Annotated in this window: 18 protein-coding genes; 3 read left to right on the plus strand and 15 right to left on the minus strand. The window is 64.1% G+C overall.

The window, feature by feature from the left end; all coding sequences use genetic code 11:
• Nucleotides 1-118 precede the first annotated feature (118 nt).
• From LWE61_RS10255 to LWE61_RS10280, 6 genes are all read right to left on the minus strand, one after another.
• The gene (locus LWE61_RS10255; RefSeq protein ID WP_234149969.1) at nt 119-901 is read right to left on the minus strand and encodes a DUF817 domain-containing protein; all 783 of its coding nucleotides are present in this window, start codon (nt 899-901) and stop codon (nt 119-121) included.
• Nucleotides 894-1,736 carry an AAA family ATPase gene (locus tag LWE61_RS10260; protein ID WP_234149970.1) on the minus strand — a complete coding sequence of 281 codons (843 nt, stop codon included), beginning with the start codon at nt 1,734-1,736 and terminating at the stop codon, nt 894-896. The genes LWE61_RS10255 and LWE61_RS10260 overlap by 8 nt, the downstream gene beginning before the upstream one ends.
• Nucleotides 1,737-1,912: 176 nt before the next feature.
• Nucleotides 1,913-2,590 carry a DUF6975 family protein gene (locus LWE61_RS10265; RefSeq protein ID WP_234149971.1) on the minus strand — a complete coding sequence of 226 codons (678 nt, stop codon included), beginning with the start codon at nt 2,588-2,590 and terminating at the stop codon, nt 1,913-1,915.
• Between the two features lie 174 nt (nt 2,591-2,764).
• Nucleotides 2,765-3,550, minus strand: coding sequence for a glycosyltransferase family 2 protein (locus LWE61_RS10270; protein WP_234149972.1), 786 nt, complete (start codon nt 3,548-3,550; stop codon nt 2,765-2,767).
• Nucleotides 3,551-3,560: 10 nt separating this feature from the next.
• On the minus strand, nt 3,561-4,190 hold the full coding sequence (locus LWE61_RS10275; RefSeq protein ID WP_234149973.1) for a YceI family protein: 630 nt from the start codon (nt 4,188-4,190) through the stop codon (nt 3,561-3,563).
• A gap of 152 nt (nt 4,191-4,342) precedes the next feature.
• Nucleotides 4,343-6,619 (minus strand): coiled-coil domain-containing protein, encoded by a 2,277-nt coding sequence (locus LWE61_RS10280; RefSeq protein ID WP_234149974.1) that lies wholly within the window; start codon nt 6,617-6,619, stop codon nt 4,343-4,345.
• Nucleotides 6,620-7,247: 628 nt separating this feature from the next.
• Here LWE61_RS10280 and LWE61_RS10285 point away from each other — a divergent pair.
• The 3 genes from LWE61_RS10285 to LWE61_RS10295 all read left to right on the plus strand — a co-directional run bounded on the left by LWE61_RS10285 (nt 7,248) and on the right by LWE61_RS10295 (nt 10,928).
• The gene (locus tag LWE61_RS10285; RefSeq protein WP_234149975.1) at nt 7,248-8,414 is read left to right on the plus strand and encodes a hypothetical protein; all 1,167 of its coding nucleotides are present in this window, start codon (nt 7,248-7,250) and stop codon (nt 8,412-8,414) included.
• Between the two features lie 61 nt (nt 8,415-8,475).
• Complete coding sequence (locus tag LWE61_RS10290) at nt 8,476-9,537, plus strand: hypothetical protein (RefSeq protein ID WP_234149976.1); 1,062 nt, start codon at nt 8,476-8,478, stop codon at nt 9,535-9,537.
• Nucleotides 9,534-10,928: a sensor histidine kinase gene (locus tag LWE61_RS10295; protein ID WP_234149977.1), complete on the plus strand. Its 1,395-nt coding sequence runs from the start codon at nt 9,534-9,536 to the stop codon at nt 10,926-10,928. Before LWE61_RS10290 ends, LWE61_RS10295 begins: the two co-directional genes overlap by 4 nt.
• Nucleotides 10,929-11,039: 111 nt before the next feature.
• Here LWE61_RS10295 and LWE61_RS10300 read toward each other — a convergent pair whose 3' ends face one another.
• From LWE61_RS10300 to LWE61_RS10340, 9 genes are all read right to left on the minus strand, one after another.
• A complete protein-coding gene (locus LWE61_RS10300) occupies nt 11,040-11,330 on the minus strand; it encodes a DUF1467 family protein (RefSeq protein ID WP_234149978.1) in 291 nt (96 codons plus the stop codon).
• 10 nt (nt 11,331-11,340) lie between these two features.
• Nucleotides 11,341-12,981 carry a ribonuclease J gene (locus LWE61_RS10305; protein WP_234149979.1) on the minus strand — a complete coding sequence of 547 codons (1,641 nt, stop codon included), beginning with the start codon at nt 12,979-12,981 and terminating at the stop codon, nt 11,341-11,343.
• Nucleotides 12,978-13,760, minus strand: a complete 783-nt coding sequence (locus tag LWE61_RS10310; protein WP_234150167.1) for a type III pantothenate kinase — start codon at nt 13,758-13,760, stop codon at nt 12,978-12,980. The genes LWE61_RS10305 and LWE61_RS10310 overlap by 4 nt, the downstream gene beginning before the upstream one ends.
• A 169-nt stretch (nt 13,761-13,929) precedes the next feature.
• A complete protein-coding gene (locus LWE61_RS10315; protein ID WP_407696224.1) occupies nt 13,930-14,649 on the minus strand; it encodes a biotin--[acetyl-CoA-carboxylase] ligase in 720 nt (239 codons plus the stop codon).
• A gap of 8 nt (nt 14,650-14,657) precedes the next feature.
• Nucleotides 14,658-16,106: an NADH-quinone oxidoreductase subunit NuoN gene (nuoN, locus tag LWE61_RS10320; protein WP_234149981.1), complete on the minus strand. Its 1,449-nt coding sequence runs from the start codon at nt 16,104-16,106 to the stop codon at nt 14,658-14,660.
• On the minus strand, nt 16,106-17,701 hold the full coding sequence (locus LWE61_RS10325) for an NADH-quinone oxidoreductase subunit M (protein ID WP_234149982.1): 1,596 nt from the start codon (nt 17,699-17,701) through the stop codon (nt 16,106-16,108). Before LWE61_RS10325 ends, nuoN begins: the two co-directional genes overlap by 1 nt.
• Complete coding sequence (nuoL, locus tag LWE61_RS10330) at nt 17,701-19,788, minus strand: NADH-quinone oxidoreductase subunit L (protein WP_234149983.1); 2,088 nt, start codon at nt 19,786-19,788, stop codon at nt 17,701-17,703. The genes LWE61_RS10325 and nuoL overlap by 1 nt, the downstream gene beginning before the upstream one ends.
• 7 nt (nt 19,789-19,795) lie before the next feature.
• Nucleotides 19,796-20,101 carry an NADH-quinone oxidoreductase subunit NuoK gene (gene nuoK, locus LWE61_RS10335; protein WP_234149984.1) on the minus strand — a complete coding sequence of 102 codons (306 nt, stop codon included), beginning with the start codon at nt 20,099-20,101 and terminating at the stop codon, nt 19,796-19,798.
• Nucleotides 20,098-20,709, minus strand: a complete 612-nt coding sequence (locus tag LWE61_RS10340) for an NADH-quinone oxidoreductase subunit J (RefSeq protein ID WP_234149985.1) — start codon at nt 20,707-20,709, stop codon at nt 20,098-20,100. The genes nuoK and LWE61_RS10340 overlap by 4 nt, the downstream gene beginning before the upstream one ends.
• Nucleotides 20,710-20,764 lie beyond the last annotated feature (55 nt).

Below are 20,764 nucleotides of genomic sequence, written 5' to 3' on the forward strand. Positions count from 1 at the left end.
CGCTTGGGGGGCGCGCAGCGCCGGCCGTGGGTCCCTCCTATGGACTACCGGGACAACCGCCTGGCAACCCGAAAAGGGGGTCCCTATTGCACGCCGATATGGGGTCCCGGTTCGACGCCTATTTACACAGCTTGGCGGGCGATACCAGGGTCCATCCCTCCTTCTGGCTGGGATAGAGCCATGCATTGGAGAAAGTCGCCAGATTTTCCGCAAACCAGATAAACAACGCAACCAGCAGCCAGCCGATCACCAGCGGCATACAGCGATCCTCCCGCCACACGCGAAACCATATCCGCGTACGCCAGAACAACAAGCCGCCAACGCAGAACAGGAAAATGCGCAGGTCAGGCAGCCAATGATGAGCGAAAAAATTCACATAGATTGCAATGGCTAGCAACACTGTCCAGCCACGGCGTGGATAATGGCTGAAGCGGAAATCGAAAATGCGCCAGATGCGCGCGATATAGCTGCCGACAGCGGCATACATGAAGCCGGAAAAAAGCGGCACTCCGCCAATCCGCAGGAAGGCCGCCTCCGGATAGATCCAGGAACCATGGGCCGTCTTGAACAATTCCATGACCGTGCCCACAACATGGAAGGCGATGATAACCTTCGCCTCGTCCACCGTTTCGAGACGGGCAACCAGCATGGCGATCTGGATCGCGCAAGCCGCCAGGGTCAGGAAATCATAGCGGGCGAGCATCGCATTATCGGGATAGAAAAGATGGGTGCCAAGCAACAGCACCAGCAACAAGCCACCAAACAGGCACGCCCAGGCTTGCTTGAAGCCGAACAGTAGAAATTCATACAGCCAACGACGCGGCCGGGTGCGTGGCTCATACGCTTCCAGCCACCCCCGAACCGCACCAAATCGTGTCGCTGTCGCTCGTCCCTCAGCCACCCCGGCGCGACATGAACGCCAGCCGTTCGAACAGCATGATGTCCTGCTCATTCTTCAACAACGCACCATGCAGGGGTGGGATCGCCTTCGTCGCGTCCTTGGACTGGAGCACTTCCAGCGGCATATCCTCAGATAACAGCAACTTCAGCCAGTCGAGCAGTTCAGACGTGGACGGCTTCTTCTTGAGGCCGGGCACTTCGCGCACCTCATAGAAAATCTCCAGCGCGCGACTGACCAGGATTTTCTGGATTCCGGGGAAATGCACGTCGATGATCGCGCGCATCGTGTCCGCGTCGGGGAACTTGATATAATGGAAGAAGCAACGGCGTAGGAAAGCGTCGGGCAACTCCTTCTCGTTGTTCGAGGTGATCACCACGATGGGCCGCTCGACCGCAGCAACCGTCTCCCCCGTCTCATAGACGTGGAACGCCATCTTATCGAGTTCTTGCAACAGGTCGTTGGGGAATTCGATGTCGGCTTTGTCGATCTCGTCGATCAGCAGTACGGGCAGCCGTTCGGAGGTGAATGCCTCCCACAGCTTGCCCTTGCGGATGTAATTGGCGATGTCGTGGACGCGCTCTTCGCCCAACTGACCATCGCGCAGGCGCGCGACCGCATCATACTCATACAGGCCCTGCTGCGCCTTGGTCGTGGACTTGACATTCCATTCGATCAGCGGCGCGTTCAGCGCCTTGCTGATCTCCTGCGCCAGCACGGTCTTGCCTGTACCCGGCTCGCCCTTGATGAGCAGCGGACGGCGCAGCAGCACGGCCGCGTTCACCGCGACCTTGAGGTCGTCCGTCGCGACATAATTATCTGTACCTTGAAAGCGCATGCCCGGCCGTCTCCGATGGATGTTCCCACCGGATTAGAAAGGCTGACCTTGTTGTGCAAGTGCGAGCGCGCCCCCGCGCGCCGACTTGAACCTGACAGGGAATATGCGCGCCCGTCGCCAGTGTCGACGCTCAGCACGTCACATAGGGTCGCCTGCCATGGCTTCGACGTCGTGGCTTATTCCGCCGACACCGCCCGCACCTGCGACCGGGCCTGAAGCAGATCCCAGACACCACGATGCTGGCCCAGCAACTGGCTGGCACCAAATTGCACCGCGCGGCCGATGGGATGATCCTGTTCCAATATATCGAGCACGGCATAGGTTTCCTGCGCCGACGGCAACTGCGACTCGCGTGGCTCGATACCCAGACGCGCCGCCCCGATATTCAGGATCGCCCGGATCGCCTCCCAGTCGAGAACCAGCGCCATGGCCGCACCGATGGCACAGCCGCGCCGGTCCGACTGGGCCAGCATGTCGAGCGCGCGGCACTGCTGCGCCACGATGGTCGTCACCTGATCCTGCCCGGACGTGCTGGGCAGTGGTCCCGCCGCCACGACGATGGCGTTGAGATAGAGCCGTTCCCGGCTGAACCCGTCCACCGCGCGCACGACCCAGTCACGGGCGGCATTGTCGGCGATCCGCGTTGCGGCATGGTCGATCACGCCCGGCACATGGCCGTGCAGCAGGCTGAGATGATGAACGGCATCGGCAAAATCCACCGCTTTGCGGGCAAAGCTGTCCGCCTCACGGGCGATGGCGCCAGCGCAATAGCCATGGCCCGCGGTGCCTTCGCGGGCGACCAGATTCTCGACCAGCTCCGCCGTGGTGTTCACCATCCGGAATGGGGAGTGCATGTCCATCGCAAACCTCTTGTATGCCGGTGTCGCCTGTCCGCAATCACCAGCTCGTCCCCGCACTTGGTATAGCGGCGGCAGCGTAAACGAGGGGTTTATGATAGTGTCCGATTATAGGACGTAAGTCGTAGAAAATGCATAAAAAATATTCGGTTCACCCGATTTTACCGGGTTTTACCAATCCCGCACGCGCAGATTTTCCTGCATCATCCGACGCCTGTCGAACCGGCCCGCCAGAAAGCGGTAGAAGAACCAGTCCTTCGTCGCGAATGGCGTGAGATGATAGAGTATCCGCTCCCACAGCGACCAGCGGACATGCGCGTTCGCACCCCGTCGGGGCGACGGTAGGCACCACAGGTCGGTCGACCCCGTTGCGCGACCTTGATGAAAGATGCGCTGCATCAGTTCATGGTCATACAGGACATAGGGCCAGCGAGCGCTCATAGGGCCACCGGCGGCGCGCAGGGCATCGGTGCGGAAACATTGGCCGTAGGAACCGACATGCCCTTGCCGCGACAGCAGCAACTGCGTCGCCTTCATGCGGATGCGGCGCAGTCGGCCCTCACGCGATTCCGGGGCGCAATAAACGTCGATGGCCTGTGCGGCGACATGATGGCCATCGGCCAGCAATCGCTCGGCCTCGGCCAGATAATGAAGCGGGTAGACGGTGTCGGCATCCCAGAAACAGACGTAGGGCGTCGTGACCGCCGAAAAGCCCTTGTCCAGCGCGAACAGATGGCCGGGGCGATCTTCCCGCAAATAGACGACCTCAACATGGGGAGCGCCCGACAGGATGCGGCGACACAATGCTTCCGTGCCGTCGCTGGACTTGTTGTCGACCAGGATGAGGCGGAAGCGCGTGCCGGTCTGGGCGATCGCTGACTCGATGGTCCCCTGAATGAAGTCGATTTCATTATAATAGGGGACGATGACCGACCAGGCCGGCTGCGCTTCCGTCATGATGGGTGGATCAGCCCTGCTTTTCGAAGGCGACGGTCAGGTCGATCAGCACGGGATCGGGCACCAGCGGCAGGCCATAGGCGATGCCATAATCACCGCGATTGACCTTGCCCGTGGCGTGGAAACCAACAGTTTCCCGGCCGCCGGCCTGCGGAAAGCCCTTGCCCGCGCCAACGAAGCTGGCATCCAGCGTCACCGGCTTGGTGATCCCCTTGATGGTCAGGTTGCCCACGATCACCGCCTTGGTGCCCGTAACATTGACCGAGGTCGAAACGAATCGCGCTTCGGGATATTTTGCAGCGTCGAAGAAGTCCGCGCCGGACAGATGCTTGGTCAGGGCAGCACTGGCCGTGGAGAGCGAGGCGATGGGGATGGTAACGTCCAGCTTGGCATTGGCGGGCTTGGCAGGATCGAGGACCAGCGATCCCTTGACGTCACCGAACTGCCCGAAATAATCGTTGAAGCCCATATGGTTGACGCGCCAACCAACCAGCGTGTGCGACGGGTCGGTGGCATATGTCCCGGCGGTGACGCGCTTGGGATCGGGCTTGCCGGGCGCTTCGGTGGGCATCTGTGCGACGATCGGTGCAGCGGCGGCCGCCAGAATGGCCAGAGCAATCAAGCTTTTGGTCTTCTTCATCATAATCTCCCTAGCCCCCCGGCGCGAACCATCTAGGGCGCTTGGCGGGATTAGGGAAGTAGGCAGGTCGATGTGCCTGCCATTAGCGGCGGGGGCATACGCTCACTCCGCTGCCAGAACGAGCAATGATCTGCTAAGGAAGCCCCCCTCCCCTATGCCACCCGCAGCCGCTCGATAGCCTGCGCCAGCGCCACATAGAGCTTGCCGAGGTCCGACGACAGCAGCGCGATAGCCAGGCTATGACCACGGCGCGCCTCCAGCACATCGGCCAGCATCTGCTCGAACTCCTCGACATAGCGGTTCACATGCTCGCGGAAGGCCGGGTCGATCTCATAACGGGCATGGACCTGCTTGAGGTCGCCACCGCTCAGCAGACGCACCGCGCGGCGGGAGAAGAGGCTCTTGTCACCGCTGAGGTAGGACGCCCATTCCTTCTGCCCGATGTCCTGATTGAGCCATTTGGTCACGTCGATGGCGCTGTCGTTCAGCGCGGCAATGATCTGCGCCGACCGTTCGGCGATATGGTCGCGGCCGCGCGCATCCTCTATCTGGCGGGCCTGCGCCATACGGCTTTCCAGGTCGGTGGCGGTATCGGTGATCGCCATCATCTCGCGCATCAGATGGTCGGTCGCGCGATGTGCGGATTTCACCGCATTGTCCGCAATCTCGGCAATCTGCGCGATCTGCGAGTTAACCTTCTTGCTGATGGCGTTGTCCAGCGCCGCACCGCTGCCCCGTGCGAGCGCGTCGGTGGTCCGCGCAACGATGGTGTTGATGGCATCCTCGGCATGGCGGGCGGACTGCTCCGCTTCTTCCCGCACCCGCGCCATGGTGGCGACCAGTTGCGGCGCCCTTGTCTCGACGATCTGCGCCATCGCAGCGGCGCTTTCGTCCAGAGCGGCGCGCATGATCGCGATTTCCGCCGTCTGGCGCGCCACGCTGCTGTCGCCCGCGCGGATGCTGGCCTCGACGGCCTGACTCTGCGCGATCAGCGTGTCGCTGGCTTGTTCCAGATGACGCGCTGCGGCGTCGGCGGTGCCCGCCATGCCCTCCGCCAGCGCGGCGGCTTCGCCCAGTTTCGCCTCCGTCGCGGACAGGCGCAGGTCGAAACGGCCCAGCGCCGCGGGCAGGCTCTCGTCAATCTCGCGAATATTGGAATCGAGGGCGAGGAGCAGCGTCTCGACCCGCTCGATCAGATGCGCCGCGCCCTGATTGCTCGTCTGCAAGGCACCACCAACCCGCTCCGCCTGCGCGCTGAGCGCCGAGAGATGGCTGGCGATGCGCGCCTGCCCGCCGTCCGAATCCTGTTCCAGCGCGCCGATGCGCCGGGCGACGCCATCCACGGCCTCAGCCAGCAGCTGCACATGGGCGGTGCTGCGGTCTCCCTGCTCGCCCAGTGCGGTCAGCGCCGCCATATGCTGCTGCAACCCGTCACGCGCCGTCGTCATCGCGCCCCGCGCATGCTCCAGGATCAGTTCGACCCGCGCCGACGCCAGGTCGGCCATGGCGTTGAGTTCGTCGCTGGTCGCGCGGGTCGCCTCCTGCAAAGATCCCAGCCGGTCGACGGTGGCGTCGTGCGACTGGGTGATCTGGAGCCGCGCCTCCTCCGCCACGATGGCCGCATTGCGGAGTTGCTCCTCCAGCACCCCGCCCTGCCGCGCCAGTTCCGCGCTGCTCTGCCCCAAGGTGCGGGATAGGCCGGTCAGGCGGCTCTCCAGCCCCGGTACGCTCTGGTCGATGGCATTGACCAGCGCCAGCGCCTCCGACGCAGCATCCCCGGACGAGCGCAGCGCCTTCTCCGCGCTGTTCGACTGCGCCTCGATGCGCCGGGCAGCGGCCAGCAATGTCTCCGCACTGCCTTCCGACAACAGGCTACTGTTGAGCGATTGCTGGTCGAGCGCGCTATAAGCCTGATGGAGGCGCGCTTCCGCTGCCGCCAGATATTCCAGCGATCGGTCGGCGCGTTCCGCCACCCCTTGCGTATAGTCGGTCCAGCGCATCACCGGATCGGCGCTCCGCCGCGCCACTATGGCCCACAGGATAAATAGCAACAGCAGGGGGGTAGCGACGGCGGCAACGGTCAACAGCGATGACGCAGCGGCCACGGGAGCAAGACCTGGGATCAACGCCCATGCCGCGCCCGCCGCCCACAACAAGCCCACCATCAGGATCGCGATGCCCGTGAACAACCGACCGCGCGCCTGCGTCGCCGCGCGCTCCTCCATTTCCAACGGGTCATGGGACGGGATCGGCGCTTCAACCGCATGGGATGCAAAATGCGAATCGTCGACCGAACGCACCGATCCATCCGTTGCGGCACGGTCGAGCGGATCGGACTCGCGCATGGCGTTCACCAGATCGGCCCATTTTGCGCTGATGGACTCTTCGCCGGGCAATTTGTCATCGCCCGGCAATCTCGGCTTGTTCATAATCCGCCCCACAGTCCCTTTACGCGTCCATGCGTCGGATCGGGTCCACGCACAGACCTATCATATTTTGACGCCGCCTGAGAACAGATGGCCCGGCGCCCATAGTCATCCCTGTCGCCGCTGTCCCGCCACCATGGCACCGTCCCATCGCTTCGTTGCGATTGTCGGCGACGCCCGGTGAGGGTCACGGATTGTGCTGGGCCTGCAACGGCATAGGCGCACCCCGACGGGGACCGCGCCATGTCCCTGAATGGCACAGGGCGATGGGATGCTTCAAGGGACTTTGATCGGTCTGCGCGGGTTCGCGGCAGGGTATCTGGCGAGGCGGGCGGAGGATACGACCAGCGGGTGATTCAGCATGCGCCCATGAACGTCGACATCCCATCGAAAAACACCAAAACCGCCGCAATGCTTCATGTGAAAACGCAACGATTGGCCAGGACCGGCATAACAAAAAGCCAGCGCCTCATACTATAGTGGGGCATATCAGACAGGCACCGGGGCCATCGCCGTGCATCAACCATCCTTGCAATCGCACGGCTGGTCGGTAAACAGAATGCGAACCTCACGATTTCAGGGCGGAAATATCCCGGATATGGCCCTTGTCGCCTTACTCAGCGCACGCAGCATGACCGAAGCTGGACAGGGTGGCATTGCCCTGCGGCGGCGTGGCGAACTGACCTTCGCCGGACAGAGCATCGTGGAATATCAGGCGCGGCAGGCCCATGCCGCAGGCGCGGGCCACGCCCTCATCCTGGTGGACGACATCAGCCCGGTGCTGACCGCGACCGTGGATAGGCTGGCGGCGGACGGCATCCATGCCACACTGATCCGCGACATGCCCACGCTCAGCCGGATGATCGGCGCAACTGACCAATTGCTGCTGATCGGCGACGGCCACATCGTGCCGGAGAGTCATATCGAACTGCTGGCCCATAATGACCATGCCGCGTTGCTGGCGATCCCGGCCGGCCCGGCCACCCGCTCCTTCGAACGGATCGACGCGGAACAGATGTGGGGCGGCGCGCTCCTGGCACCCGCCGCCATGTTGCTGCGGATCATGGACATGCTGGGCGATTGGGATGTGCCACTCACCCTGTTGCGGACCGCCGTGCAGGACGGCAGCGCCCGCATGCAGTGCGAAATGGCCGACGTATTCGACGGGCGGATCACCGTCGCCACGACACAGGCGGCGGCCGACGCCGCGACGGATGCACTGGCCCGCACGCCCCAGCGCGGCACCGAGAATGGCGGCGACATCGACGACTGGCCGGTCGGCGCCCCCGCTGCGCGGATTGTGCCCTTCGCCATCCGCCACGGCATCGCCTCCACCATGGTCCGCAACATCGCTATCGGGCTGGGTCTGCTGGGCCTCGTCGCGATTCTGGGCGGGCTGGTGATGCTGGGCTGCCTGCTCGCCTTTTTCGGGCTGGTGGCGGATCGGGTGGCCGGGCAGCTCGACCGGCTGTTGCGCCTCGCCATGGGCACGCGCCCGCTCGACCATGCGATGGGGGTGATCGCGCTGCTCGTGCTACTGGCGACGGGGATCATCCATGGCGATGGCGGGCCATTGGGCGCGGCTGGGGCAACCCTGTGCGTCGGCCTGATCGCGCTCAACATCCTTATCCGGCGCAGGGGGATCGGCGGCGACGTGCCGGAAGTGCTGAAGTTCGCCCCCGGCACCGCCCTGCTGCTGCTGGCGCTGGGCGGCCTGTTGAACGCGACAGGCACAATGTTCGCCATCTGCGCGCTCCTCGCCTTCGCCAGTCATGCGAACCAGCTGCTGCGCGCCTGATCCACCTGAAATTAATGCGGTTTAGGGCGTTTTAACCTCATCCCCGTAGGATGGGCTGGTCATGACACCTCCCCTCCATCCGCCGGGCACGGGGCCGGACGCCCCTCTGCGCGATGCCATCGCGGGATCGCTGCGCCACGCCAGCGACCTGGGCCAGCTCCTGATGGGGAGTCAACGGCGCTGGACCGACGCGCTGCTGAGTGAGACGCGCGCCCATCTCTCCGGCTGTCTCAACGCCATCGAACTGACCATCGGCGTGCAGATGGGCGACAATTGGCTGGCTCGCCCGATTGAGGCACTCGGTCCCCATTATTGCCGCTCCGCCATTGAACGTCATCCGGCGGCGCTCGCCCCCCTGCTGGTCGATCATCTGCGCCAGCGCGCGGCGGCGGCGCTTGCCCTGCGCATGACGTTGATGCCGCCCGCCTTGCTGGGGGAGGACATAGCGTCAGCCCCCTCTCCCACGCTGCCACCCGCCCTCTCCGACGCCGTCGTCGCGCTGCGCCTCTCGGTCGATCCCTGGCATGTGCCTCATCCGCTCGACCGACCGATGCGCGCCGATCTGGCCGCCGAACCCTTTTGCGATCTGGTCTGGACCGCCACCGCCCTGCTGGTCGAGGGGCTGGCCGCGCGCATGGGCGTCGATGGCGCCCTCGCCGCGCCGGTGCTGGCGCAGGCCGCACAAACCATCATCGCACGCCATGACGAGCAGGCAGGCCCCTTCGCCCGCGCCGCCTATGTCGCGACACTGGCGCAGGGCGATGGGGACGCACGCGCACTGGCGGAGGAAGCCGCCCTGCGCCACGACCTGCTGCTGCTGGCGGGACTGGGCGCGGCCCGGACCGGCATGGCGCTGGAACAGGCGCTGACCCTGCTGATCGACGGCGATGCGGAGGATCGTGCCGCCCTCGCCCGCACAGTCGCACTAGACGACATCGGCCATATGGCGCTGCTCGATGCCCTCGCCCCGATTCGGGATCAGGATGAGGATGCAGTGTTGCCCGACCTTATCGCACGCTATCGCCAGTTGACGCCCGTTCAGGCGGCGGAGCATCTCGCCCGCTGGCGGGGTCCGGCCCCGCTGGTCGACAAGCTGGCGCGCATGGGCTGGGGCGGCGTATGAGCGGCGACAGCATCATTCGTGGCCGTGTCACCCCGGACGGACGGCTCGTCACCGCCGACGCGCCGCTGGCCGCGTTACAGGCGGAGGCGGGCGGCATCGTCGGCGGCCCGCTGGTCGTGCCCGCCCTCGCTCACCTCACCCGCACCGCCCTGCGGCTGGGCGTCACCATCGCCCGCCCTGTTTCCATCGTGTCCGGCGCCTCCGATATTGCGCTATGGGCACGGATGAAACCGGATGCGGACGGTGTGGACCTGACCCTGATCGAATGGGAGGAGCGGCCGCGCGCGCCCGATCCGGTCGATGCGGTGGCGCTGGGCACCCATGCCGAACTGGCGCGCGACGGCTGGATCTGGCATGTCGATGCCAGCCTGCAATTTCGCATCGTCGACGCCAATGAGGCGGCGACGGGCCACGCGCCTCCCCGCGCGGGTGAACCGCTGTCCGCCTATTTCCGCCTGCTGGAGGCAGAGGGGATCGACACCGATCCGTCCGAACGCCTGCCCCTGCTGGCGGCGGTGGCGGCACGGCGGCCCTTTTCGCGTCAGCCCGCGTTGCTGCGCGCCGATCCCACGATCCGCTACAGCCTCGCCGCGCTGCCGACCTTCGACGCGCTGGGCCGCCTCACCGGCTATCGGGGCAAGGCGATACCAGAGGCCGCGGAGGATGCCGCGCCCGCCCGCCCGGCGACGCAAGACGAATCGACCTATTCGCCCTTGTTCAGCCGCAGGCTCGACAATGCCCTGCGCCAACCATTGGGCCGCATCATCGCAAACGCCAACACCATCAGCCATCAGTTGGAGGGGCCGCTGCGCGCAGACTATGCCTCCTATGCGGCGGATATTGCGGAGGCGGGCCGCCATCTGGTCGAACTGGTCGACGACCTGTCCGACCTTCAAGCCATCGAGCGCCCGGACTTCGCGGTAGCGCATGAGGAGGTGGACGTCGCCGACCTCGGCCGCCGGGCCGCAGGCCTTCTCAAAATGCGCGCCGCCGAGCGCCAGATATTGATCGAGGCCCCGCAAGCGGACGAGACAATGCTGGCCACCGCCGAATATCGTCGGGTGCTCCAGATATTGGTCAATCTCATCGGCAATGCGGTCCGCTATTCGCCCGACGGCAGCCATATCTGGGTACGGATGGACGATGATCCCGCGACGGACCGCGTCCGCGTGATCGTGGCCGATCAGGGGCGCGGCATCGACCCTGCGGATCAGGAACGGATATTCGAACGCTTCGAGCGCCTGACCCCGCAGGACAATGCGGGCAGCGGCCTCGGCCTCTATATCTCGCGCCGTCTCGCCCGCGCCATGGGCGGGGACATCAGGGTGGAGAGCGCACTGGGTCAGGGATCGCGCTTCATGCTCAGCCTGCCGCGATGGACCGGCGGCTAGAGCATTTTCGAAGCAGGTGGCAACGGCTGTACGGCTTCTCAAAGGGCAGAGCGAACGGGGATTAACGCCCGGCGCTGAAGGCCATCCTGCACAGGCGACTTGTCCTCACTATCAGTTCGGCAGTTGCGGGGCGCCCAGCCACACCATCACCCCGTCGAACAGGTCGCGGGTGATCCATCCCTGATAATAGTTCAACAGGAACAACCCCGTCGGGATCGCCGCGATCAGTCCGGTCTTGAGCGCCGTGCGGCCCACGCTGAAATGCGCGGGCGCGCTGTCCGCCTGCCCCTTGATCTTCTCCACCCCCGCCTCGTCTGCAGTACGCACCCCAAAGGGCAGCACCACGAACAGGCACAGGAAGAAGAACAGGAAATAGATGGCGAACATGGACGCTATCGGCATGGCGACGAACCTACAGGGCTATGACAGTGACATCGACGAGCGGCTTCTTGCCCGTCCAGTTGGTGGCCACGCGGCGGACCGCCAGGCGCACGGCTTCGCGTACCTTGTCCACGTCGGTCGATCGCGCCTTGGTCACGGCGGAGCTTGCGGCGTCGCACGCTTCCTCGATGAAGGCGGCCTTGTCCTCCTCCACCGGCAGGCCCATCACACGCACGTCCGGCTCACCGGCAATGCCGCCATTGCGGTCGACCGCCACGCCGACGCTGACATGGCCATACAGGCCCAGCTTGCGCCGTTCGTTGATCGTGCCACCATCCGCGGGCAGGATGACATCGCCGTCGAGGACAAGACGACCCGTCGCCTCCTCGCCCAGCTTGACCGGGCCATTGGGCGCCAGACGGATCACGTCGCCGTTGGTCTGCACGATCGCCTTGGGAATACCCGTGGCCAGGCCCAGCCGCGCCTGCTCCGCCATATGGCGGATCTCGCCATGGACCGGCAGCAGGATTTCAGGCCTGATCCAGCGATACATCGCCTCCAGTTCAGGCCGACCGGGGTGGCCGGATACATGCACCATCGACTCCCGGTCCGTGACCATCGTCACGCCCTTGGCTGCCAACTGGTTCTGAATCTTGCCGATGGCCAGTTCGTTGCCGGGAATCTGCTTGGAAGAAAAGACGACCATGTCGCCACGGTCCAGCTTGATCGGGTGCCCGTCACCGGCGATGCGGGCCAGCGCGGCGCGCGCCTCCCCCTGCCCGCCCGTCGCGATAATCATCGCCTTGTCACGCGGCACATTCATGATGCCGTCGAAGTCCACCACGGGCGGAAAGTCGGTGAGATAGCCACACGCCTTGGCCGTGCCGATGATACGGTCCAGCGAGCGCCCGGCGACGCACAGCGTCCGCCCCGTGGCCCGCGCCACCTCGCCCAATGTCTTCACCCGCGCCGCGTTGGACGCAAAGGTGGTGACAAGCACGCGGCCCTTGGCGCTCGACACCGCCTCGATCAGACCGGCGCGCACGCTGCCTTCCGAACCGCTGGGCTTGGGGTTGAAGACATTGGTGCTGTCGCACACCAGCGCCAGTACGCCTTCGTCACCGATGGCGGTCAATTCGTCCGGGGTGGCGGGGACGCCAATCTGCGGATCTTCGTCCAGCTTCCAGTCGCCGGTGTGGAAGATGCGGCCATAGGGCGTCTCGATCACCAGCGCATTGCCCTCCGGGATCGAGTGGGCCAGCGGCACATAGCGGAAACTGAACGGCTTGAGCGTGACCGGCTTCTCGTCCTTGACGATATGCACCTTGACCTTGTCGGTCAGACCTTCCTCGACCAGCTTGGCATGGATCAGGCCCGCGGTGAACGGCGTCGCGTACAGCGGCACGCCCAGGTCGGCGGCGAGATAAGGAATCGCGCCGATATGATCCTCATGACCATGGGTCAGCACGATGCCGAGCAGATCCTTGCGCCGTTCCTCGATGAAACGGGTGTCGGGCAGGATCAGGTCGATCCCCGGATAGGTCGGGTCGCCGAACGTCAGGCCCAGATCGACCATAAGCCATTTGCCCTCACACCCATAGAGGTTGAGGTTCATCCCGATTTCACCAGACCCGCCAAGCGCGAGAAATAGCAGTTCTTTGGCAGGCGTCATGCGCGTGCGGTACTCCGTTCGTATAATATGGAAAGACCCCGGATGGTCAGATCAGGCTCGATAGCGTCGAACACGTCGCTGTGCGCGTCGAATAGCACGGAAAGACCACCCGTGGCGATGACCTTGACGGGACGCCCGATTTCCGCGCGCAGGCGGGTCACCAGCCCCTCCATCATGGCGACATAGCCCCAGAAGACTCCGATGTGCATCTGGTCCTCCGTCGTGCGTCCGATGACCGATCGGTCCGTCGGCGCTTCGATGGCGATGCGGGGCAGCTTGGCGGCCGCGCTGACCAGTGCGTCGAGCGACAGGTTGATCCCGGCCGCAATGATTCCGCCCTTGTACGCCCCGTTATAGTCGATAACGTCGAATGTCGTTGCGGTTCCGAAATCGACCACGATCAGGTCGGTCTTGTGCCGGGCATGGGCGGCGATGGCGTTGACCACCCGGTCCGCGCCGACCGTCTGCGGCTCCGGCACGTCCAGCACGATGCCCCAGGGAGCGGCGTCGCTGCCTGCGACCAGCGGCTCCACCTTGAAATATTTGGTCGACAGGACGGTCAGGTTATGGAGCGCCCGCGGCACCACCGTCGCGATGATGACGGCGTTCACATCCGCCATGGAATAGCCTTCCAGGCCGAGCAACTGGTTCAGCCAGACGGCATATTCATCCGCCGTGCGCCGTGCGTCTGTCGCGATGCGCCAGCGCGCCACGATCTCCCGCTTCGCGACCAGTGCAAACACGACGTTGGTATTGCCAGCATCGACAGCGAGCAGCATCGAACCATCCTTTTCCATCTCGGCCCTCATCACGGCCCATCAAGTCAGCCGGAGCCATTCCACCGCGTCAGGCAGGTCAGGCTTCGCCTTCCCCTATGCACCAGCGCGCTAACCCGCCAGATTTTTCCACTAGAACGGGTCATCGCATGATCCATCCGATAGGAAGGCTTTAGAGCGCAAACACGTCCCCGGCATGGATGACGACCTGCCGACCATCCCTGCCCATCAGCAGCAGCGCACCGTCCGCCGCCAATCCGGCAAACCCACCCTCGGCCTGGGTACCGTCGGGCAGCAGGACGCGCAGCGAAGTCCCGACAGGATGCGCCGCTTTCAGCCAGGCCTGCCTGATCCTGTCCAGCCCTTCCCGCCGCCAGCAATCCAGCCATCGGGCGAACTGCTCCGCCAGCACTTCGGCCGTACGGGCCGCATCGCTATCGGCCCGTGCACCGCAGGAGGCAAGGCTAGTCGTGGTACGCTCCTCGATTTCGGGCGCATGCGTGACATTCATACCGAACCCGACGATCACGGCGTCGCCTCGCGCTTCCAACAACATCCCGCACAGCTTGGCGGAACCGGACGCCGGTTGCTCAACCATCAGGTCGTTGGGCCATTTGATCGTCACCGCTATAGCAGGTGCCAGTTCCGCGACCGCCGCATGGGCCGCGACGGCGGCGACCAGCGCCAGCGTATGGGAGGCCGGGTCGCCCGGCTGGCGCTTTACCAGAGTCGAGATATGGAGGTTGCCGGACTGGCTCGACCAAACCCGGCCCGCCCGCCCCTTGCCGCCCGTCTGCCGTTCGGCGCGCAGCCAAAGCCCCTCGCTGGCCCCGCTCCCGGCCAGCGCGGCCATGTCGTCATTGGTCGATCCGGTCTCCGCGACGACGATGATCCGGCTGGTCAGAAGAGTGACGCCGCCGCCGCCGCGCTCGCCCGGTCGAGCAGCGGGTTGAAGAAATAGCCGACCACGATGATCGCCGCCGTCACGCTCATCAACGCATATTCGACTCGGCCGCTGCGCGCCTCATAGGCTTCGGCGGGCTGGTCGAAATAGATCGTCTTGATGATCTTGAGATAATAGAAAGCACCGATGACCGATGCCGCGATACCGATCGCCGCCAGCGCGGTGAAGCCCGCCGCGACCGCCGCATCAAACACCAGGAACTTCGCCCAGAAACCGAACAGGGGCGGAATACCCGCAAGGCTGAACATGAAGATGGCGAACGCCGCCGCAAGGCCGGGCCGCGTCTGGGACAGGCCGGACAGGCTCGCGATGCTCTCCACCGGATTGCCCGCCTGATCGCGCATCTGGAGCACGCACATGAACGTCCCGACTGTCATCACGATATAGATGGCGAGGTAGCTGAGGACCGCCGCCACGCCTTCCTGCGTCCCGGCCGCAAGGCCGATCAGCGCGAAGCCGACATTGTTGATCGAGCTATAGGCCAGCAGGCGCTTGATGTTCGTCTGGCCGATGGCCGCGACCGCACCCAGCAGGATGGACGCCAGTGCGATGAAGATTATGACCTGCTGCCACGCCAGTCCTGCCGGACCCAGCGCCTCGATGGCGACGCGCACGGTCAGGCCCAGCGCCGCGACCTTCGGCGCGCTGGCGAAAAAGGCAGTGACGGGCGTCGGCGCCCCTTCATAGACGTCCGGCGTCCACATGTGGAACGGCACCGCGCTCATCTTGAAGGACAGGCCCGCGAGGACGAAGACAAGGCCGAACAGTTCGCCCTTGTCGAGACCATCGGCCACGGCGGCCGAAACCCCATCGAATCCCGTGCTGCCCGCGAAACCGTACAGCAGGGAGATACCATAGAGCAGGATGCCGCTGGCCAGCGCGCCCAGCACGAAATATTTCAAGCCCGCTTCCGCCGAACGCTCGTCCTGCCGCATGAAGCTGGCAAGGACATAGGCGGCAAGGCTGTTGAGTTCGAGGCCGACATAGAGCGTCAGGAAATCACCCGCCGACACCATGATCGACATGCCGACGCAGGCCAGCAGGATCAGGATGGGATATTCAGCCCGTGCGCCCAGTCCGTTCTGGCCGCCCCGGTTGAAGAAGCGCGGCGCGATCAGGATGCTGGCCGCTGCCGCGACAAAGATCAGAACCTTGGCATAGGCACCAAAGGCATCGGCGCGGAACAGACCGCCCATGACACTTCCAGCCAGCACGCCCGGACAGGCCAGCGATGCTCCCGCAGCGGCCAGCGCCACCACGGACAACCAACTGATCGCCATCGTCGCCCGGTCACCGACATAGGCAGCGCCCATCAACAGAGCGAGCGCCGATCCGATCAACACCAGTTCGGGGAGGATAGCCAGCATGGAAAAACTCTCGGTCATCAATGTGCCTCCCCCGGCACGGCATGTTCGGCAGCAGGTTCGGCGCCATGGCCGGCGGGCGCGCCATGACCGTCATGGCCATGCGCCGCTTTCGCCACGGGCTTGCCAGCGGTCAGCCTGGCATCGCCTTCCGGCTTTGCGCGGTCGATGCGGGCGACAAGGCTCGCGACGTCCGCACGCATCGGCGCGATGAAGCTTTCAGGATAGACGCCCATCCACAGCACGGCGGCGGCAATGGGTGCGACCAGCAATATCTCCCGCGCGGATAGGTCGGGCATAGCCGCCACGTCTTCCTTGTCGAGCGGACCATAGGCAACCCGGCGATAGAGATAGAGCATATAGGCCGCGCCGAGAATGATGCCGGTGGTCGACACAATCGCGACAAGGCTCGACACCTGATATACGCCCATCAGGGCCAGCAGTTCTCCCACGAAGTTGCTCGTGCCCGGCAGACCGACCGACGCCATGGTGAACAGCAGGAAGAACAGCGCATATTTCGGCATATTCTCCGCCAGACCGCCATAACGGGCAATCTCGCGGGTATGCAGCCGGTCATAGATGATGCCGACGCACAGGAAGAGCGCGGCGGCGACCAGACCATGGCCCAGCATCACCATCATCGCGCCCTCAAGCCCCTGCTGGTTGAAGGCGAACAGGCCGACCATCACGATCGCCATATGGGCGACGGACGAATAGGCGATCAGCTTCTTCATGTCCGACTGCACCAGCGCGATCAGGCTGGTATAAACGACAGCCACCATCGACAGACCGAAGACCAGCCATGCCAGTTGCGCCGACGCCTCCGGGAACATGGGCAGCGAGAAGCGGATGAAGCCATAGCCGCCCATTTTCAGCAGCACGCCCGCCAGGATCACCGAACCTGCGGTCGGCGCCTGGACGTGTGCGTCGGGCAACCATGTGTGGACCGGCCACATCGGCATCTTGACCGCGAAGCTCGCGAAGAAGGCTAGGAACAGCCATGTCTGCGCATGCGGATCGAAATCATAATTCATCAGCACCGGGATGCTGGTCGAACCGGCCTCATGCACCATCCACAGCATCGCGATCAGCATCAGCACCGATCCGAACAGCGTGTAGAGGAAGAATTTATAGGAGGCGTAGATGCGGTCCACCCCACCCCAGATCCCGATGATGAGATACATCGGGATCAGGCCGGCTTCGAACATGATGTAGAAGAGGAAGATGTCCTGCGCCGTGAAGACGCCGATCATCAGCACCTCCATGAACAGGAAGGCGGCCATATATTCGCCGACCCGCTTCTCGATCGCCTCCCAGCTCGCCCCGATGCAGATCGGCATCAGGAAGACGGTCAGCACGATCAGCATCAACGCGATGCCGTCGATGCCCAGCGCCCATGCGAAACGGCCGAAAATCGGCGCATATTCCGTAAACTGCCATTGCGGCGCGCTCGTTGACTGGTCGAACTGCGTCCACAGGACGATGCCCAGCACCAGATTGGCCAGCGTTGCCGCCAGCGCAATCCAGCGAGCGGTATTCGCCCCGGAAAACAGACAGGCGATGGCACCGGCCATGGGCACGGCGAGCATCAGCGAAAGGATGGGAAAGCCGGTCATCAGCGCGCAATGGCCCAGGTTGTCGCAGCGGCGAGGCCGATCAGCATCACCAGCGCATAGGAATAGAGATAGCCGGTCTGGAGCCGACGGGTGACTTTACCGCCCTGCACGACCAGCGCCGCCAGACCATTGGGTCCGAAGCGGTCGATCGTGCCCTGGTCGCCGCCCTTCCAGAAGATGCGACCGAGGAAGAAGGCGGGCTTGACGAAGAGATGGTTGTACAGCTCGTCGAAATACCATTTGTTGAGCAGGAAGTCGTACAGAACGCTCCACTGCGCCGTGAACCGCGCGGGCCAGTCGGTGTGCTTGATATAGCTCAGCCATGCGAGAACCAGGCCGGTCAGCATCACCGCGAACGGCGTCCACTTGACCCACGTCGGCACTTCATGCGCGGCGTGCATCAGATGTGCGTCGAAGAACAGCGACCCGCGCCAGAACCCTGCCCCCTCTTCCGCACCGACAAAGGCATGGTGGAAGGCAAGGCCGCCGAACACCGCGCCGACCGTCAGGACGATGAGCGGGACGAGCATGGGCAGCGGGCTTTCATGCGGGTGATAGCCGCCCGAACCCGTCGTATCAACGAAATGGGCATCGGTCACGCCATGGGCGTCATGCGCATGATTGTCTGCATGGGCATGGGCATGGTCGTCATGTTCGTCCGCCGGATGATCGTGATGATCGCCGTGCAGCGCATGTTGGATATGCTCGCTCTCCGCCCAGCGCGGCCTGCCGAAGAAGGTCAGGAAGATCAGCCGCCAGCTGTAGAAGCTGGTCAGCAGAGCCGCAAGCGCGCCGACGAAGAACGCCCCCGTGCCATGACCGCCTGCCGCATAGGCGCTCTCCAGGATCGCATCCTTGGAGAAGAAGCCCGCAAAGCCCAGCGAGGTGCCGGGGATGCCGACGCCCGTGATGGCCAGCGTGCCAAGCAGCATCGCCCAATAGGTCAGCGGGATGCTTTTGCGCAGGCCGCCATAGTAACGCATGTCCTGCTCATGGTGCATCGCATGGATGACCGAACCGGCGCACAGGAACAACAGCGCCTTGAAGAAGGCATGGGTCAGCAGGTGGAACATCGCCGCGCCATAGGCGCCAACGCCCGCCGCAAAGAACATATAGCCGAGCTGCGAACAGGTCGAATAGGCGATCACCCGCTTGATGTCGTTCTGCACCGTGCCGATGGTGGCGGCAAAGATGCAGGTCGCTGCACCGACGATGGTCACGACCGAGGTCGCGACTTCGCTCGTCTCGAACAGGGGTGACAGGCGGCACACCATGAAGACGCCAGCGGTCACCATGGTCGCGGCGTGGATCAGCGCCGACACCGGGGTCGGGCCTTCCATCGCGTCCGGCAGCCAGGTGTGCAGGCCGAGCTGCGCCGACTTGCCCATCGCGCCGAGGAACAGCAGCAGGCAGAGCACCGTCATCGTGTCGAAACGGCCACCCAGGAAACCAATGGTTGAACCGGCCATCGACGGCGCGGCTTCGAGGATATCGGGGATCGAGATGGTGCCGAACACCAGATAGACGCCGAAGATACCCATCATGAAGCCAAGGTCGCCGACGCGGTTGACCACGAACGCCTTGATCGCGGCGGCGCTGGCGCTGGGTTTCTTGAACCAGAAGCCGATCAGCAAGTAGGACGCAAGACCCACCCCTTCCCAGCCAAAGAACATCTGGAGCAGGTTGTTAGCCGTCACCAGCATCAGCATGGCGAAGGTGAACAGCGACAGATAGGCGAAGAAGCGCGGCTGGTCCGGGTCTTCCGCCATATAGCTCCAGCTATACAGGTGGACGAGCGCGGAAACGCTGGTGATGACGATCAGCATCGTCGCGGTCAGCGTATCGACGCGCAGCGCCCAGGCGACGTCGAACGTGCCCGAACGGATCCAGGTGAAAGCGGGAGCAACGATGGCCTCGCTATCCCCCAGCCAGAAGCCGAGGAAGATGCTCCAGCTCAGCGCGCAGGCGATGAACAGTGCGCCCGTCGTCACGGTCTTGGCGACGGTGTTACCGATGATGCGGTTGCCCAGCCCCGCGAACAGGGCCGCCAGCAACGGCAGCAGGACGATGAAATAGATTGCCGACACCGCCCGCTTACCCCTTCATTCGGTTGACGTCGTCAACGGCAATGGTGCCGCGAGCGCGGAAATAGATGACAAGGATGGCAAGACCGATGGCCGCCTCACCCGCCGCGACGGTCAGCACGAACATGCTGAACACCTGCCCCACCAGATCGCCCAGAAAGGCGCTGAAGGCGACAAGGTTGATGTTCACGCTCAGCAGGATCAACTCAATCGACATCAGGATGATGATGATGTTCTTGCGGTTGATGAAGATGCCCAGCACGCCCAGCATGAACAGGGTGGCGCTGACGATCAGATAATGGACGAGACCAATCACAGCTCGACCCCCTGCCCTGTGGGCTGATTGATGTTGCGGACGGCATCCTGCGGACGACGACGGTTCTGCTTGTCGATATTCTGACCGCGCACGCCGCCACGGGTGCGGTGCGTCAGCACGATCGCGCCGATCAGCGCGACGAGCAGGACAAGGCCTGCCGCCTCGAACAAGAAGATGTAGCGCGTGTACAGCAGCGTGCCGATCTGCTCGATATTGGGGGCCTCATGGCCGATCGGCGCGGCGCGGTTCGCAAGCTGCAACGGCCCGGCCTTCCACGCGGCGGCGCCGAACACGATCTCTGCCAGCAGGATCAGGCCGATCAGCACGCCGAACGGCAGATATTCCACGAAACCGGCGCGCAGTTCGGCAAAGTCGATGTCCAGCATCATGACCACGAAAAGGAACAGCACCGCGACCGCGCCCACATAGACGATGACCAGCAGCATGGCGATGAACTCCGCGCCCAGCATCAGCATCAGGCCCGCCGCATTGAAGAAGGCGAGGATCAGCCACAGCACGCTATGGACCGGGTTGCGCGCGAAAATCGTCAGCGCACCGCTCGCCACCACGAAGGCGGCAAAGAGGTAAAAGGCTAGAACGTGAATCACTGGACGGTCATCCCCCTGGCGGGTTCCCTGAAAAGCATGCTGGCCCGATAAACCA

It is taken from the genome of Sphingobium sufflavum (assembly GCF_021403115.1).
Classification (GTDB): domain Bacteria; phylum Pseudomonadota; class Alphaproteobacteria; order Sphingomonadales; family Sphingomonadaceae; genus Sphingobium; species Sphingobium sufflavum.

What these genes read in the sequence shown, in the direction of transcription:
- LWE61_RS10310 (WP_234150167.1), bottom strand. Translation starts at nt 13,760, where the DNA reads ATGCTGCTCGCTGTCGATGCTGGCAATACCAACGTCGTGTTTGCACTG.
- LWE61_RS10325 (WP_234149982.1), bottom strand. Translation starts at nt 17,701, where the DNA reads ATGACCGGCTTTCCCATCCTTTCGCTGATGCTCGCCGTGCCCATGGCC.
- LWE61_RS10295 (WP_234149977.1), top strand. Translation starts at nt 9,534, where the DNA reads ATGAGCGGCGACAGCATCATTCGTGGCCGTGTCACCCCGGACGGACGG.
- LWE61_RS10275 (WP_234149973.1), bottom strand. Translation starts at nt 4,190, where the DNA reads ATGAAGAAGACCAAAAGCTTGATTGCTCTGGCCATTCTGGCGGCCGCC.
- nuoN (WP_234149981.1), bottom strand. Translation starts at nt 16,106, where the DNA reads ATGACCGAGAGTTTTTCCATGCTGGCTATCCTCCCCGAACTGGTGTTG.
- LWE61_RS10280 (WP_234149974.1), bottom strand. Translation starts at nt 6,619, where the DNA reads ATGAACAAGCCGAGATTGCCGGGCGATGACAAATTGCCCGGCGAAGAG.
- LWE61_RS10300 (WP_234149978.1), bottom strand. Translation starts at nt 11,330, where the DNA reads ATGCCGATAGCGTCCATGTTCGCCATCTATTTCCTGTTCTTCTTCCTG.
- LWE61_RS10265 (WP_234149971.1), bottom strand. Translation starts at nt 2,590, where the DNA reads ATGCACTCCCCATTCCGGATGGTGAACACCACGGCGGAGCTGGTCGAG.
- LWE61_RS10285 (WP_234149975.1), top strand. Translation starts at nt 7,248, where the DNA reads ATGACCGAAGCTGGACAGGGTGGCATTGCCCTGCGGCGGCGTGGCGAA.
- LWE61_RS10290 (WP_234149976.1), top strand. Translation starts at nt 8,476, where the DNA reads ATGACACCTCCCCTCCATCCGCCGGGCACGGGGCCGGACGCCCCTCTG.
- LWE61_RS10305 (WP_234149979.1), bottom strand. Translation starts at nt 12,981, where the DNA reads ATGACGCCTGCCAAAGAACTGCTATTTCTCGCGCTTGGCGGGTCTGGT.
- LWE61_RS10270 (WP_234149972.1), bottom strand. Translation starts at nt 3,550, where the DNA reads ATGACGGAAGCGCAGCCGGCCTGGTCGGTCATCGTCCCCTATTATAAT.
- LWE61_RS10260 (WP_234149970.1), bottom strand. Translation starts at nt 1,736, where the DNA reads ATGCGCTTTCAAGGTACAGATAATTATGTCGCGACGGACGACCTCAAG.